Here is a 13,815-nt window from a genome sequence, read left to right as displayed (position 1 = left end):
ATGTATTTAGGATCGCTTAGCAATTAAACATAAATATGCTACTTAATATGGTGATCTAACTATGTTCAGTTTAATTAATAATAGGGAAATTACTGATTAATTTCTTTCCACAAAAGATCCTTCAGGCCATCGATATTTTTTTGTGCTACTGATGAAATAAAAATTGAAGGGATTTCCGCCGGAAGTTCCTTTTTCATTTCTTCCATTAATTCATCATCCAGCAGGTCGGATTTTGTAACAGCCAGTATTCTTGGCTTGTGAAGCATTTCCGGGTTATATTCCTTTAACTCGTGCAACAGGATCAGGTATTCTTCTTTTATAGTACGGTTAGTATCAGCAGGTACCATGAATAACAACACAGAGTTGCGTTCAATATGGCGCAGAAACCTAAATCCAAGTCCTTTTCCCTTTGATGCACCTTCTATGATCCCAGGGATATCAGCCATAACAAATGATTTTCCGCCTCTGTAAGCCACTATTCCCAGGTTTGGAACAATAGTAGTAAAAGCATAGTCGGCAATCTCAGGTTTGGCAGCTGATACTACTGAAAGCAGGGTTGATTTACCAGCATTAGGAAAGCCCACCAAGCCTACATCGGCTAAAACCTTCAACTCCAAAATATTCCAGTCTTCCTGGCCGTCCTCACCCGGTTGCGAATAGCGTGGGGTTTGTTGTGTTGATGTTTTAAAATGCCAGTTTCCCTGTCCGCCTCTGCCTCCCGGGGTTAATATTTTTGTTTCACCGTCCTGCGTAATCTCAAATATAATTTCGCCGGTCTCAGCATTTTTTACTGTAGTACCCAATGGAACTTCCAGGATCTCGTCCCTGCCAGTTTTACCGCTTCGTAGCGAGCTGCCACCTGAATCTCCATCGCCTGCAATTACATGTTTGCGGTATTTAAGGTGAAGCATAGTCCATAACTGGGCGTTACCTTTTACAATAACATGCCCGCCGCGACCGCCATCACCACCATCGGGGCCGCCTTTTGAAGTTAGTATATCGCGGTGCAAATGCGCAGAGCCAGCCCCTCCGTGGCCTGAGCGGCAACAGATCTTTACATAATCAACAAAATTTGAACCTTGAGACATTTTTATTTGTTTTGAGTCGGAAAGTCCGAAAGTCAGTAAAGTCCGAAAGATGCTAAGCAAACTGCCTAATCTTCCGGACTTTACCGACCTCCTTCACTTTCGAACTATATTTTCTCCGACTTTCGGACTTCTTAATATGAAGCTATTACGTTAGCAATCGCATCAAATATTTCATTAATTGACCCGATGCCGTTTATGCTTTTAAATTTATTCTGAGCTTTATAGAAACCGGCAACAGGTGCGGTTTTATCATTATATTCTTTAATCCGCTTACGGATAACTTCCGGGTTAGCATCATCGGGCCTGCCTGACTCTTTACCACGCAATAACAAACGCTGCTCAAGTTCATCATCATTAACTTCGAGCGCTATCATGCCCGAAATAGGAGCATTTTTGCTGGCTAGTAACTGATCAAGTGCTTCTGCCTGAGCCACTGTGCGCGGAAATCCGTCAAAAATAAAACCCTTTGCGTCTTTATTTGCATCAAGCTTATGACTGATCATGCCTATAACCACGGCATCAGGAACCAGGGTGCCGTGATCCATCAGCTTCTTAGCTTCTAATCCAAGTTCTGTTCCCTGGGAAATTTCGCTCCGTAAAAGATCACCGGTTGATAAATGGATCAATCCGTGTTTTTCAATAAGTTTTTGTGATTGTGTCCCTTTCCCTGCCCCGGGAGGACCAAACAATACCAGGTTTAGCATGCTTCTATCAAATTAAAAGCCTTTCGGTACAACACAGAAAGGCTTAAATATTAAGTGCACTTGAAGGGAGTCGAACCCCTAACCTCCTGATCCGTAGTCAGGTGCTCTATCCAATTGAGCTACAAGTGCGGTATAAAGTGCTTTTTTAAACGGACTGCAAAAATAGGAAAAATTTCATTCCGTTATAATATTTTTTCAAATTTACTTTACAGCTGCTGCAATTGCGGCAAAATCCGGTAAGTCTGTAGCCACTTCAAGCACTTCTGCATAGATGATATTTTGATCTTCATCTATAACAAATGCAGCGCGTTTTGAAACACCTTTCAATCCAAATACAAACTGCTCATATATAGCGCCGTAAGCAGTTGAAACCTCCTTGTTAAAGTCAGACAATAGATCAAACTGGTAGTTGTTTTCTTCCTTGAATTTAGCAAGTGTAAAAGGCGAGTCGACAGAGATGCCCAGTATAGTTGCATTTAAGCCGTCATAATAGCCAAAATTGTCGCGCATAGTGCACAATTGGGTAGTACAAGTGCCTGTAAAAGCCATTGGAAAAAAGTGCAGCACTACTTTTTTGCCTTTAAAATCAGCCAATGAGACTTCTTTTAATGCTGATGAAAATAAAGTGAATTGCGGAGCGGGTGAACCTGGTTGTAACGGCATAGCTGATTTTTTATGCAAAGAAATAATAATAAAATGAATGTTTGTTATCGGTTCTATAATTAAAAAGTCAATTTAGTTAATCTGTAATAACCCGATCAATTCTTTTTTTACTTTAATAAGCTTGTTAATAATTAAACTAATCACCAACTTGAGGTCGCAATTTGCGACTTCAAGAGTATAAATCAGATGACATATAATAGGGTCTGATAAATCATAGTTGCATAACTAAATACTTAGTTATAGCTTTAGGGTAATAATTAATCCCTATTGCCATGATCAGAAACTACATCAAAACCGCATTCCGCAGCCTTTTAAAAAACAAAGGTTTTACATTTATAAATGTTTTGGGCCTTGCCCTTGGGTTGGCAACCTGCCTGCTCATCGTTTTTTACGTGATCGATGAGTTGAGTTACGACAGGTTTAATACCAAATACGAAAGGATTTACAGGGTAAATACTGATCTTAAAGCAGGCATTAATGAAACATCATTTGCTATAACCGCTCCCCCGGTTGCTGATGCGCTGGTAAAAGAATTTCCTGAAGTTGAAAGATCAATGCGAATAGGGCAGGGTGTAAACATCCGCTTTAAAAAAGGCAACGAAGTTATAGATGAAAAAAATGCTTTTTATTGCTCCGGCGATATATTCGGCATATTTACCTTGCCCATACTGCGGGGCGATCCAAAAACTGCGCTCGCCGAACCTCATACAGTGGTTATTACCCAAACCATTGCCCTGAAATATTTTAATACCACCAGTGCCGTTGGCAAAACCCTGTTTTTGGTTACAGACAGTACCATGTATAAAGTAACCGGAGTTATTGAAGATATGCCTGCACAATCACATTTTAAGGCTGATCTTTTTATAACTATGGGGCCTAATCATGATAACAGCTGGGCGCACTTTAATACCAATACCTATATCCTGCTTAAACAAGGTGCTGATCGTAAAAAATTGGAATCGAAGTTTGCAGCCCTTATCCGCAGAAATGAAACCACTCCGGCTTTTGATTATAAAAAATTTGAAGCAAAAGGCAATTATATCAAGCTAAATTTAACTCCGTTGAAGGATATTCACCTTCACTCTAATAAGCAAAGAGAACTTGGGATAAATGGAAATGTGCAATACATCTACATATTTTCGGCTATAGCCATATTTATATTGATCCTGGCCTGTATTAATTTCATGAACCTATCGACAGCGCGTTCGGCAAACCGTGCGCGTGAGGTTGGTGTTCGTAAAGTACTTGGCTCGTCTCGCAAAAGCTTAATAGCCCAATTCCTGTCCGAATCTATAATGGTTACACTTGCAGCTACCGTTATAGCTGTATTTACGGCGTGGGCGATATTGCCATTGTTTAATCAAACCGCTGGAAAGTCGTTAGTCATAACTGCCCATACATTTACCTGGTTGTTACCCGCTATGCTTATTATTATACTTGTAGTTGGCGTGCTGGCCGGCTCATACCCTGCATTCTTTCTTTCTGCCTTTAAGCCCATCCAGGTTTTGAAAGGGAAACTGGCAACCGGCTTTAAAGGTAGCTTTCTCCGCAGCTTTTTGGTGGTGTTCCAGTTTTCTATCTCCATATTTTTGATCATTGGCACACTGGTTATTTATAATCAGCTCACCTTTATCCGGAATAAGGACCTCGGTTTTAACCGGAGCCAGGTACTTATCATAAAAAACGCAAATGCTGTTGATCCGAAAGTATTAAAACAACAGCTTAAACAGATACCAGGTGTAATAAACGCCACCTTAACCCACTACCTGCCAACCTCTAATTTAAGCGCCCTCAATTATGTTAGCTCTGGATCAAGCAAAAATATTGAAACACAGTTTTGGCCGGTTGATGCCGACTACATTGGCACTATGGGGATGAAGCTGGTACAGGGCCGAAATTTTAACGAACAATTTTTATCCGATTCATCATCGGTAATAATTAACGAGACCATGGCAAAAATGATAAGCTATAAAGGAGAGGGTTCAGAGAAAATAACTGACATGAATAAGGATTACAAGATTATAGGTGTAGTAAAGGACTTTAATTTTAGTTCATTACGCGATAACATTACGCCTGTAATGCTGGTAATGAATCATGACTGGCTGGCATCATTAAGCATCAGGGTAAATACCAATAATTTACCCGCGCTGATGCAAAAGGTAGAAAATAATTGGAAGGCATTACAACCAAGTCTGCATATTGACTATTCATTTATGGATGATGATTTTAACGCATTATACAATAATGAACAGCGCATGGGCAAAATCTTTATCATTTTTACCACATTAGCCATCATCATTGCCTGTTTAGGCTTATTCGGCCTGGCTGCCTATGCTGCTGAGCAGCGCAATCGCGAAATAAGCATTCGTAAGGTATTGGGTGCCGAAGTATTCAGTTTAGTAGCCTTACTTTCTAAAGACTTTTTAAAGCTGGTATTGGTAGCCATAATAATAGCCGCGCCGCTTGCCTGGCTGATAATGCAAAAATGGCTGCAGGGCTTTGCCTACCATCAAAATATTGAATGGTGGGTTTTAGCAGTTACAGGGTTTGGTGCAATTTTAATAGCTTTTTGTACGGTAAGCTTTCAATCAATTAAGGCTGCACTGGTTAACCCGATTGAGAGTTTGAGGAGCGAATGATGAGGAGTCTGAAGTTCTAAGTCTTGAGTCTGAAGTCAAAAGACTATTGACTTTAGACTCAAGACTACTGACTTTACTCCTATCTTTACCCAATGAAAGCCATCATCATAACCCAGCCAGGTGGTCCTGAAGTTTTACAAATTGAAGAACGGCCAACTCCGTTTTATCAATCTAACGAAGTATTGGTAAAGGTGCATGCTGCCGGAGTTAACCGGCCCGATGTTTACCAGCGCAAGGGTAACTACCCCCCGCCACAGGGAGCACCGCAGGATATTCCCGGACTTGAAATTGCAGGCATTATTGCTGAAGTTGGCTCAGAAGTTACCCGCTGGAAGGTTGGCGATAAAGTTTGCGCCCTGGTAATGGGTGGTGGCTATGCCGAATTCTGCAATGCGCCCGAAGGTCAATGTTTACCTGTTCCGGATAATCTCACTTTTATAGAAGCGGCATCCTTGCCCGAAACTTTTTTTACGGTTTGGAGCAATGTATTTGACAGGGGATTACTAAAAAACAATGAAACGCTGCTGGTTCATGGCGGATCGAGCGGGATCGGTGTTGCGGCTATTCAAATGGCCCATGCTTTAGGGCACAAGGTTTATGTAACAGCCGGATCTGACGATAAATGCAGGTTTTGCGAAGAGTTGGGCGCTGCAAAGGCTATCGACTATAAAAAAGAAAACTTTGCCGAGATCATTAAAGAGTTAACAGAAGGTAAAGGTGTTGATGTTATTTTAGATATGATAGGCGGTAATTATACTGCAGGCAACCTCCAATCATTAGCTGAAGAAGGCAGGCTTGTACTGATAAACACCATGAACGGCAAGGATGCACAGGTTGATCTTTCTGTGGTAATGCGTAAGCGTTTAACCATAACGGGCTCTATGCTCAGGTCGAGAGAAATAGCTTTTAAGGCAGCTATCGCACGTAACCTCGAAAAAATAATATGGCCATTAATTGTATCAGGCAAAATAAGGCCGGTTATTAATAAAGTTTTCCCGGCAGATGAAGCCGCCAAAGCACATAAGCTGATGGAAAGCAGTGAGCATGTTGGGAAAATAGTTATCAGTTGGCAGTAGTGCAGTTTGCAGTTGCCAGCGGGCAGTTTGCAGTAAAAAAGGCTCGTTTTTAAACAAATACACCGCCAACTGCCAACCGAAAACTGCCAACTAAATATTCATCTAAAAAATCTTTATTCTGCTATTTTAATATTTGTTTATAAATCATAACTTTGCGCACCGAAATAGAAGGTATTTTTTTTATGCCCAATATTTCATAATAAATACTTTAAATTACCAGGTAATATATGCCAAACATTGGAAAAATATCACGGATCATCGGTCCGGTAGTTGACGTAAGCTTCGCAGATGACGCTCATCTTCCTAAAATTTATGATGCATTAGAGATCACAAAGGAAAATGGTCAGAAGGTTATTTTAGAGGTTCAACAGCATTTAGGTGAAGATCGCGTTCGCGCTATCGCCATGGATTCAACAGACGGTCTGCTACGCGGAATGAAGGTTGTGGATTTGGAATCAGCTATAAAAATGCCGGTTGGCGAAGATATTAAAGGCCGTGTATTTAACGTGGTTGGTGATGCTATTGATGGTATTCCTAACCTTGATAACACTAATGGTCGCCCTATTCACAATGCGCCTCCGCGTTTTGAGGATCTGTCAACCGAAACTGAAGTATTATTTACCGGTATTAAGGTTATCGATTTATTAGAGCCTTATGTAAAAGGTGGTAAAATTGGTTTGTTCGGCGGTGCGGGTGTAGGTAAAACCGTATTGATCCAGGAACTGATCAACAACATTGCAAAAGCATACTCTGGTTTATCAGTATTTGCAGGTGTAGGTGAACGTACCCGTGAAGGTAACGACTTACTGCGCGAAATGCTTGAATCAGGCATTATAAAATATGGCGATGCGTTTATGCATTCCATGGAAGAAGGCGGATGGGATTTATCTAAAGTAGACCCTGAAGCATTAAAAGACTCAAAAGCAACCTTCGTTTTCGGACAAATGAACGAGCCTCCTGGTGCACGTGCACGTGTGGCCCTTTCAGGATTAACTATTGCTGAATATTTCCGCGATGGTGATGCCGATGGTAAAGGTCGTGATATCTTATTCTTTATCGATAACATTTTCCGCTTTACACAGGCAGGATCTGAAGTATCGGCGTTGCTTGGCCGTATGCCATCAGCGGTAGGTTACCAGCCAACTTTGGCAACAGAAATGGGTAACATGCAGGAACGTATCACTTCAACAAAACGTGGTTCAATTACATCTGTACAGGCCGTTTACGTACCTGCGGATGATTTAACTGACCCTGCACCGGCAACAACATTTGCCCACTTAGATGCTACAACCGTACTTTCACGTAAGATTGCCGAGCTTGGGATTTATCCTGCGGTGGATCCTTTGGATTCAACTTCACGTATCCTTAGCGCTGCTATTTTAGGTGATGAGCATTACAATACCGCTCAGCGCGTTAAAGAAACTTTACAGCGTTACAAAGAGCTTCAGGATATCATCGCCATCCTTGGTATGGACGAGTTGAGTGAAGAAGATAAATTAGTTGTATCACGCGCACGCCGTGTTCAGCGTTTCTTATCACAGCCGTTCCACGTTGCCGAGCAGTTTACAGGCTTAAAAGGTGTTTTGGTTGATATTAAAGAAACCATAAAAGGCTTTAACATGATTATGGATGGTGAAGTGGATGAGTATCCTGAAGCAGCATTCAACCTTGTAGGCAGCATTGAAGAAGCTATCGAAAAAGGTAAAAAATTAATGGAAGAAGCGAATAATTAATGTGCGGATGCGGGGATGTGCAGATGTGCGAATAAAAAGCGATCTGCACGTTTGCAAATTCAATCATTAACATAATTCGCACATTTGCATATACGCACATTTGCACATCAACAAAATGACATTAGAAATTCTTACTCCCGATAAAACAGTTTACGAAGGCGAGGCTACCTCGGTAACCCTTCCTGGTACTTTGGGATTTTTTGAGATCCTGAACCATCACGCGCCTATCATCTCTACTTTAGAAGATGGCAAGGTAACTATCCGTGGCGGCAACGCAGGCAAAGAAGAAACATTGTTTATAAAAGGCGGTGTTGTTGAAGCATCAAACAATAAGGTTGTTATTTTAGCCGAAGGTATTCAGCAAAAATAATTATTTCGTCTAATTGATATTTAAGAGATCCCTGGCTGTTTGGCCGGGGATTTTTTTTTAATTTTTTTTGAACCATGATTCGCTTGATTTTGGGATTTGAGGATGGATCCAGGTGAAATCCTCTCATCTTTTAATCCCATAAATCCCGGTTCAGAACTACCCGCCCACCCAACTTCAGTAACGATTTTATAAAGACAACTCATTTTAATTATCTTTTTTATTTTATTATGTACTTTTAGAGGGTAATAACTGACTAATGAAGAAATTTATACTCTCCGCTTTATGCTTTACGCTTTTAGCTTTAATCTCTGTAGCACAACCGGGTGGTAATAATCCCGATGCTGCTTATGTAAAAGAAAACTATACCAAGTTTGAGTACGAGATCCCGATGCGGGATGGTAAGAAACTTTTTACCTCGGTTTATGTGCCAAAGGACTCAACAAAGAAATATCCGTTTATGATGGACCGTACCTGTTACAGCGTTGCTCCATACGGTGCAGATAAGTATAAAGGCAGCCTTGGTCCGTCGCCAGCGTTTTTGCACGACGGCTATATTTTTGTGTACCAGGATGTTCGCGGTCGTTGGATGAGCGAGGGTATTTATGAAGAGATGACGCCTGAAAAGGAAGATCACTCTGATAAGAATGTTGTTGATGAAGGCACCGATACCTACGATACTATAGACTGGCTGCTAAAAAACGTAAAGAATAATAACGGCAAAGTGGGTGTTTGGGGTATTTCGTATCCTGGCTTTTATACCACAACCGCATTGTTGAGCCGCCATCCGGCATTGGTGGCTGCATCGCCGCAGGCTCCTATTGCCGACTTATGGCGTGATGATGGCTGGCATAATGGCGCATTCTTTTTAGTGGCTAACTTTGGTTTTTATCCTGGTTTTACCAACAGGCAGGACGATAAACCAACCCAGCGCAGGGGCGGTAGGTTTAACCCAGGCACTGAAGACGGCTACGACTTTTTTATGAAGATGGGGCCGATGAAAAACACGAACGACAAATATTATAAAGATACGATCCGCCTGTGGAATGAAATGATGGATCACCCGGATTATGATCAGCACTGGAAAGACCGGAATGTGTTGTATCACCTGCACGATATAAAAACAGCTGTATTAGTTACCGGTGGATGGTATGATGCCGAAGATCTTTATGGCGCTATAAATACTTATAAAACACTGGTAAAACAAAACCCTAAAACGCCAATATATTTTACAATGGGCCCTTGGGTACATGGTGGCTGGGCTCGCGGAGATGGCGACCATTTAGGCGATGTTGACTTTGGCGGACCTACAGGCCCATATTACAGGAATGATATTGAATTTAAATTTTTCAGTCATTACCTGAAAGGTACAGATTTGAGCATTGCCCCGATTAATACATTTGAAACGGGGGGAAATAAATGGAAAACATACAAAACCTGGCCGCCAAAAGAAACACTGGAAAAACAATTGTACTTATTACCCGGTGGTAAGTTGTCGTTCAGCGCGCCGGCTACCGGAAAAGATAGCTATGACGAATATGTATCTGATCCAAACAGCCCGGTGCCATTCCTTGACCATAAAAGCATGGACATGGACCGCGAATACATGACAGCCGATCAGCGGTTTTTAGCTGATCGTAAGGATGTTTTAAGCTATACTACAGATGTGCTTGCCAGCGATGTAACCATAGCTGGTAACATCTGGGCAAACCTGAAAGTGTCAACCACGGGTACCGATGCTGATTTTGTAGTGAAGGTTTTAGACGTTTACCCTGATACAGCTACAAATAATAAATTTACCGGTAAGGATATAAAAATGGCCGGTTATCAGCAAATGGTACGTAGCGAGCCCATGCGCGGCAAATACCGAAACTCAATTGAAAAGCCTGAGCCTTTTACGCCTGGCAAAGTTACCCCGGTAAACTGGGAGCTGCAGGATGTATTGCATACCTTTAAAAAGGGCCACAAGATAATGGTGCAGGTACAAAGTACCTGGTTCCCGCTTATTGACCGGAACCCGCAAACCTTTGTTGATATTATGAAATGCGACAGCACCGCTTTTAAAACTGCTACACATCGTGTTTATACCTCAAAAGCTAATCCAAGTTTTTTGAAGGTTAGGGTTGTGGAATGATGTGCGGATTTTTGATGTGCGGATGAATTGATTAACAGGTTGGTGGAATTATAAAATTCTTATTGGTCACTCTTACATTCAACTTTTGGGAGGCGGTAATTACGGTAGAAATATATCTGTAATTACCGCCTCTTATAGTTTAAAGAACTGATCCGGGTTAAAAATTAAAGTTGTTTTTATAATTAGCAGGCGCATTGAATTTGAAGCCCTGCTTTTTGTTCTTGCCCCTCGGTTGCATAACCGTCAAACTTCCACCACTCAATGCCTCCAATCAGCTCACGCACATTAAAGCCGAGTTTGGCCATATTAAGTGCCCCGCGGGTAGAGGCATTACAGCCAATGCCATCGCAATAAGTTACATAAATGAGATTTTTATCGAAACCCGCTGTAGTTTGCCCGTTCATTTCGCGGTGAGGGAGGTTTATGGCTCCGGGTATATGTTCGCGTTCAAAGCCGAAAGATTTGCGGGTATCAATAACAACTACCTGTTCGCCGGCTTCAAGTGAGCTAAACAGATCAGACGGGTCCATTTCAAAAGATAATTTGTTTTGGTAATGTTCAATTGCTGTTTTCATGATTTAATATTTTTTATTCTCTCCAAAAGTAGGGTCGGTTAAGCTTAATTTTATATGAGATGTATTGCATTTGCACATGAATAAAACACATTGTTTTAATTAAAAGTAACAAGCTATTTTTACCTGATGGAGATAAGACACTTACGGATGATTAAAACCATTGCTGATGAGAAAGGGATCACAAGATCGTTAGACAAGTTGTTTCTTACCCAATCGGCGGTTAGTCACCAGCTTCGTGATATTGAAGAGCGGTTAGGTGTCAAGCTATTTTACCGCACGAAAAACCAATGGATCCTTACGGAGGAAGGCAAAATACTGTATGAGACAGCTACCAAAGTGCTGGCGGAGATTGACCTGGCTAATGAAAAGATCAGCGACCTCAGGATCGGCCACGCAGGTGCTATTCGGATCAGTACGGAATGTTATACCAGCTATCATTGGCTGCCGGCTTTTATGGTAAAAATGAAATTGCTGTATCCCCGGCTGGATATAAAAATCGTAATGGAGGCTACCCATAAACCTTTGCAAAAACTGCTCGATAATGAATTGGACCTGGGCATCACTTCAGACCCATGGCCTGATAAAAGCATTAAATATATTGAACTGTTTAAAGACGAAGTATTGGCTGTATTGCCAACGGGCCACCCTTTGGCAAATAAAAAATATTTAAGTGCAGAAGATATAGCAGGTCAAACACTTATCATCCATTCCTACCCATTAGATACGGTTACCGTTTACCAGCACTTTTTAAAGCTCCACCAAAAAGAGCCTGGAAATATAATGGCAATACCGCTTACAGAGGTAGCGCTTGAAATGGTTAAGGCAGGTATGGGGATCATGGCTATGCCTAAATGGGCGCTTAAGCCTTTTACGGCTTCGGCTGAACTAACTTTATTGCCTATCGGGCAAAAGGGGCTTATCCGTACGCATTATGCCGCTATCCGCCATGAAGATACCGGAAAAAAATACATCATTGAATTTATTAATAACTTGAAAGAGGAGCTTTTAAAGTGAAAGCAAATTATATAATAAGGCCTGTTAATAAGGGCGACCTTGATAGCTTATTGATCCTGATGCAGGAACATGCCGATTATGAGCAAGCAGCTTTTGATCCATCAAATAAGAAAGAAAAACTTGAAAAAGCTTTGTTTAACGAACCCGTAAAATTAAACTGCTGGGTGGTTGAACAGGACGGCTGTTTAAACGGTTTTGTATCCTTTACGTTTGACTTTTCAACATGGGACGCTGCCGATTTTATGTATATGGATTGCCTTTATCTTAAAAACGAAACCAGGGGAAATGGTATCGGAACCGTTATTATTGAAAAATTACGTGAAGTTGCTATCGCTAAAAAAGGCATAAATATACAATGGCAAACACCTATTTTTAATGAAAGCGCCATTCGTTTTTATCATAAAAACAACGCTGTTTCAAAAAACAAAGTCAGGTTTACATTAAATGTAATGGATGTTTAATTTCTCTCTTCTTTAGCAGGATTGAAGGTTACTTTGCCAAATAAAACTTCTCCCAAAAATCTTCCGATTTAAATAGTGCGCTGCGATCTGTTGAACTTGCTCCGGCACCACCAGCGCCACCCCGGCCGCCTCTGCCACCACCACCGCCACGGCCTCCGCGACCACCACCCCCGCCACCTCTTCCACCGCGACCGCCTTCCTGACCTTCACCCTCGGGTGTTGCCGGCCTGGTTATGCCATTAATTTTAAAGTTGAATGCCCACTCGGTTTTTGAAGCATCATCGGCATGGAAAAGTTTTAAAGGGATGACAGCCTCGCAAATAAGATAATCCTTATCATCATAATCAATGGCTGTTTTAATGCCGTAAGTGTTGCTGGTAGTTATCATATCGCCTTCAATATCTTTAAAACCTTCAACTTTTATGCCTCTTAATACTGTAAGCACGGCTTGCATTAACGCATCATGGTCCTGCTTGGATATGTCGCCGTTGTCGTCTTTTTGCAGGTTAAGCGGGGTGCTGTTTCCGCTGGTGTTAAGCGGAAAGGTAATGCTGTAGCTTTCCTTTTTTTTACCTTTTGTGTTGATGCTTAATGTAATACCCGCTCTTAAGATCCGGGCCTGTTCTGATCTGTCATTAACGCGGATGGCCATGTACAGGTTATCTTTATCATTGGCAAGGGCATAATTAATCCGCTTTTCGGTATTATAATACCGCAGGCTGTCGCCCCATTCCTTAATGGAGCCATCAATAACAATATTAGAGGGAGGGGCCTGCAATGTCCCGGTAGGTATTGATTGGGCGCAGCTTGAATTTATGGCGCTTAATTGAATAATTGCAACAAAGGCAAAGTAGGGGAGGTATGCTTTCATGAAAATAAAATTACTGCTTTAAACGCCAATAGAACATTATTTTAGCTAGTTTATTATAGTTTTTGAGTAATTTTGTGGTTACGTATGCCAACTGAAATACAGGAAGAAACCCTCACCCTTGAGGAGATATTAGCGGGACTTAAAGAAATGCACCGCCTTATTTTATGGAATGACGACCATAATACCTTTGACCATGTTATTTTTTGCATGATGAAGTACCTGGATTATTCTGAATCGCAAGCTGAAAAGATTGCATGGAAGGTGCATAACGAAGGAAAATGCGCCATACTTGAGGGCTCATTTACCGAAGTGGAAGTTTACCGCAAGATCCTTCAGCAGGAAGGATTAACGGTTAGTGTAGAGTAGTCATTGGTCATTGTGCCATTAGTCATTGGTAAAATGGTGAATTCTACTGCAGCTTCTTACTGACTTTCCCGACTTTCGGACTTTTCCAAAAATCTGTCTCCGGATAGTGCAGCTTTCGCTGCAC

General features: G+C 41.5%; 13 protein-coding genes and 1 tRNA gene. 8 read left to right on the top strand and 6 right to left on the bottom strand.

Going from position 1 to position 13,815, the window contains the following annotated elements; all coding sequences use genetic code 11:
* Positions 1 to 89: 89 nt before the first annotated feature.
* The 4 genes from obgE to BUE31_RS23050 all read right to left on the bottom strand — a co-directional run bounded on the left by obgE (position 90) and on the right by BUE31_RS23050 (position 2,455).
* Positions 90 to 1,088 carry a GTPase ObgE gene (gene obgE / locus BUE31_RS23065; protein WP_073406213.1) on the bottom strand — a complete coding sequence of 333 codons (999 nt, stop codon included), beginning with the start codon at positions 1,086 to 1,088 and terminating at the stop codon, positions 90 to 92.
* A gap of 131 nt (positions 1,089 to 1,219) precedes the next feature.
* Positions 1,220 to 1,792 carry an adenylate kinase gene (locus BUE31_RS23060; protein ID WP_073406212.1) on the bottom strand — a complete coding sequence of 191 codons (573 nt, stop codon included), beginning with the start codon at positions 1,790 to 1,792 and terminating at the stop codon, positions 1,220 to 1,222.
* Positions 1,793 to 1,847: 55 nt separating this feature from the next.
* Positions 1,848 to 1,921: transfer RNA gene (locus BUE31_RS23055), tRNA-Arg, on the bottom strand.
* 72 nt (positions 1,922 to 1,993) lie between these two features.
* Positions 1,994 to 2,455, bottom strand: coding sequence for a redoxin domain-containing protein (locus BUE31_RS23050; protein ID WP_073406211.1), 462 nt, complete (start codon positions 2,453 to 2,455; stop codon positions 1,994 to 1,996).
* 272 nt (positions 2,456 to 2,727) lie between these two features.
* Here BUE31_RS23050 and BUE31_RS23045 point away from each other — a divergent pair, with 272 nt between their 5' ends.
* The 5 genes from BUE31_RS23045 to BUE31_RS23020 all read left to right on the top strand — a co-directional run bounded on the left by BUE31_RS23045 (position 2,728) and on the right by BUE31_RS23020 (position 10,404).
* Positions 2,728 to 5,094 (top strand): ABC transporter permease, encoded by a 2,367-nt coding sequence (locus tag BUE31_RS23045; protein ID WP_073406210.1) that lies wholly within the window; start codon positions 2,728 to 2,730, stop codon positions 5,092 to 5,094.
* Positions 5,095 to 5,186: 92 nt separating this feature from the next.
* On the top strand, positions 5,187 to 6,170 hold the full coding sequence (locus BUE31_RS23040; RefSeq protein WP_073406209.1) for an NAD(P)H-quinone oxidoreductase: 984 nt from the start codon (positions 5,187 to 5,189) through the stop codon (positions 6,168 to 6,170).
* Positions 6,171 to 6,397: 227 nt separating this feature from the next.
* A complete protein-coding gene (atpD, locus tag BUE31_RS23035; RefSeq protein ID WP_073406208.1) occupies positions 6,398 to 7,903 on the top strand; it encodes a F0F1 ATP synthase subunit beta in 1,506 nt (501 codons plus the stop codon).
* Positions 7,904 to 8,018: 115 nt separating this feature from the next.
* Positions 8,019 to 8,273: an ATP synthase F1 subunit epsilon gene (gene atpC, locus BUE31_RS23030; RefSeq protein WP_073406207.1), complete on the top strand. Its 255-nt coding sequence runs from the start codon at positions 8,019 to 8,021 to the stop codon at positions 8,271 to 8,273.
* Between the two features lie 256 nt (positions 8,274 to 8,529).
* Entirely contained in the window at positions 8,530 to 10,404 is a 1,875-nt protein-coding gene (locus BUE31_RS23020) for a CocE/NonD family hydrolase (protein WP_073406205.1), read from the top strand.
* Between the two features lie 182 nt (positions 10,405 to 10,586).
* On the opposite strand, the gene BUE31_RS23015 is transcribed toward BUE31_RS23020, so the two are convergent.
* Complete coding sequence (locus tag BUE31_RS23015; RefSeq protein ID WP_073406204.1) at positions 10,587 to 10,979, bottom strand: rhodanese-like domain-containing protein; 393 nt, start codon at positions 10,977 to 10,979, stop codon at positions 10,587 to 10,589.
* Between the two features lie 126 nt (positions 10,980 to 11,105).
* On the opposite strand from BUE31_RS23015, the gene BUE31_RS23010 reads away from it, so the two are divergent.
* Both BUE31_RS23010 and BUE31_RS23005 read left to right on the top strand, forming a co-directional pair.
* Positions 11,106 to 11,993 carry a LysR family transcriptional regulator gene (locus BUE31_RS23010; protein WP_073406203.1) on the top strand — a complete coding sequence of 296 codons (888 nt, stop codon included), beginning with the start codon at positions 11,106 to 11,108 and terminating at the stop codon, positions 11,991 to 11,993.
* Positions 11,990 to 12,454: a GNAT family N-acetyltransferase gene (locus BUE31_RS23005; protein WP_200801975.1), complete on the top strand. Its 465-nt coding sequence runs from the start codon at positions 11,990 to 11,992 to the stop codon at positions 12,452 to 12,454. The genes BUE31_RS23010 and BUE31_RS23005 overlap by 4 nt, the downstream gene beginning before the upstream one ends.
* A gap of 28 nt (positions 12,455 to 12,482) precedes the next feature.
* Here the strand turns inward: BUE31_RS23005 and BUE31_RS31350 are convergent, their stop codons facing one another.
* Positions 12,483 to 13,325, bottom strand: a complete 843-nt coding sequence (locus BUE31_RS31350; RefSeq protein WP_073406202.1) for a hypothetical protein — start codon at positions 13,323 to 13,325, stop codon at positions 12,483 to 12,485.
* 84 nt (positions 13,326 to 13,409) lie between these two features.
* Between BUE31_RS31350 and BUE31_RS22995 the strand changes: the two genes are divergently transcribed.
* Entirely contained in the window at positions 13,410 to 13,691 is a 282-nt protein-coding gene (locus BUE31_RS22995; RefSeq protein ID WP_073406201.1) for an ATP-dependent Clp protease adaptor ClpS, read from the top strand.
* Positions 13,692 to 13,815: the final 124 nt, after the last annotated feature.

Origin of the sequence: Mucilaginibacter sp. OK098, assembly GCF_900142915.1 — a bacterium.
Taxonomy (GTDB): domain Bacteria; phylum Bacteroidota; class Bacteroidia; order Sphingobacteriales; family Sphingobacteriaceae; genus Mucilaginibacter.
This window is presented reverse-complemented; position numbering and strand designations above follow the sequence as displayed.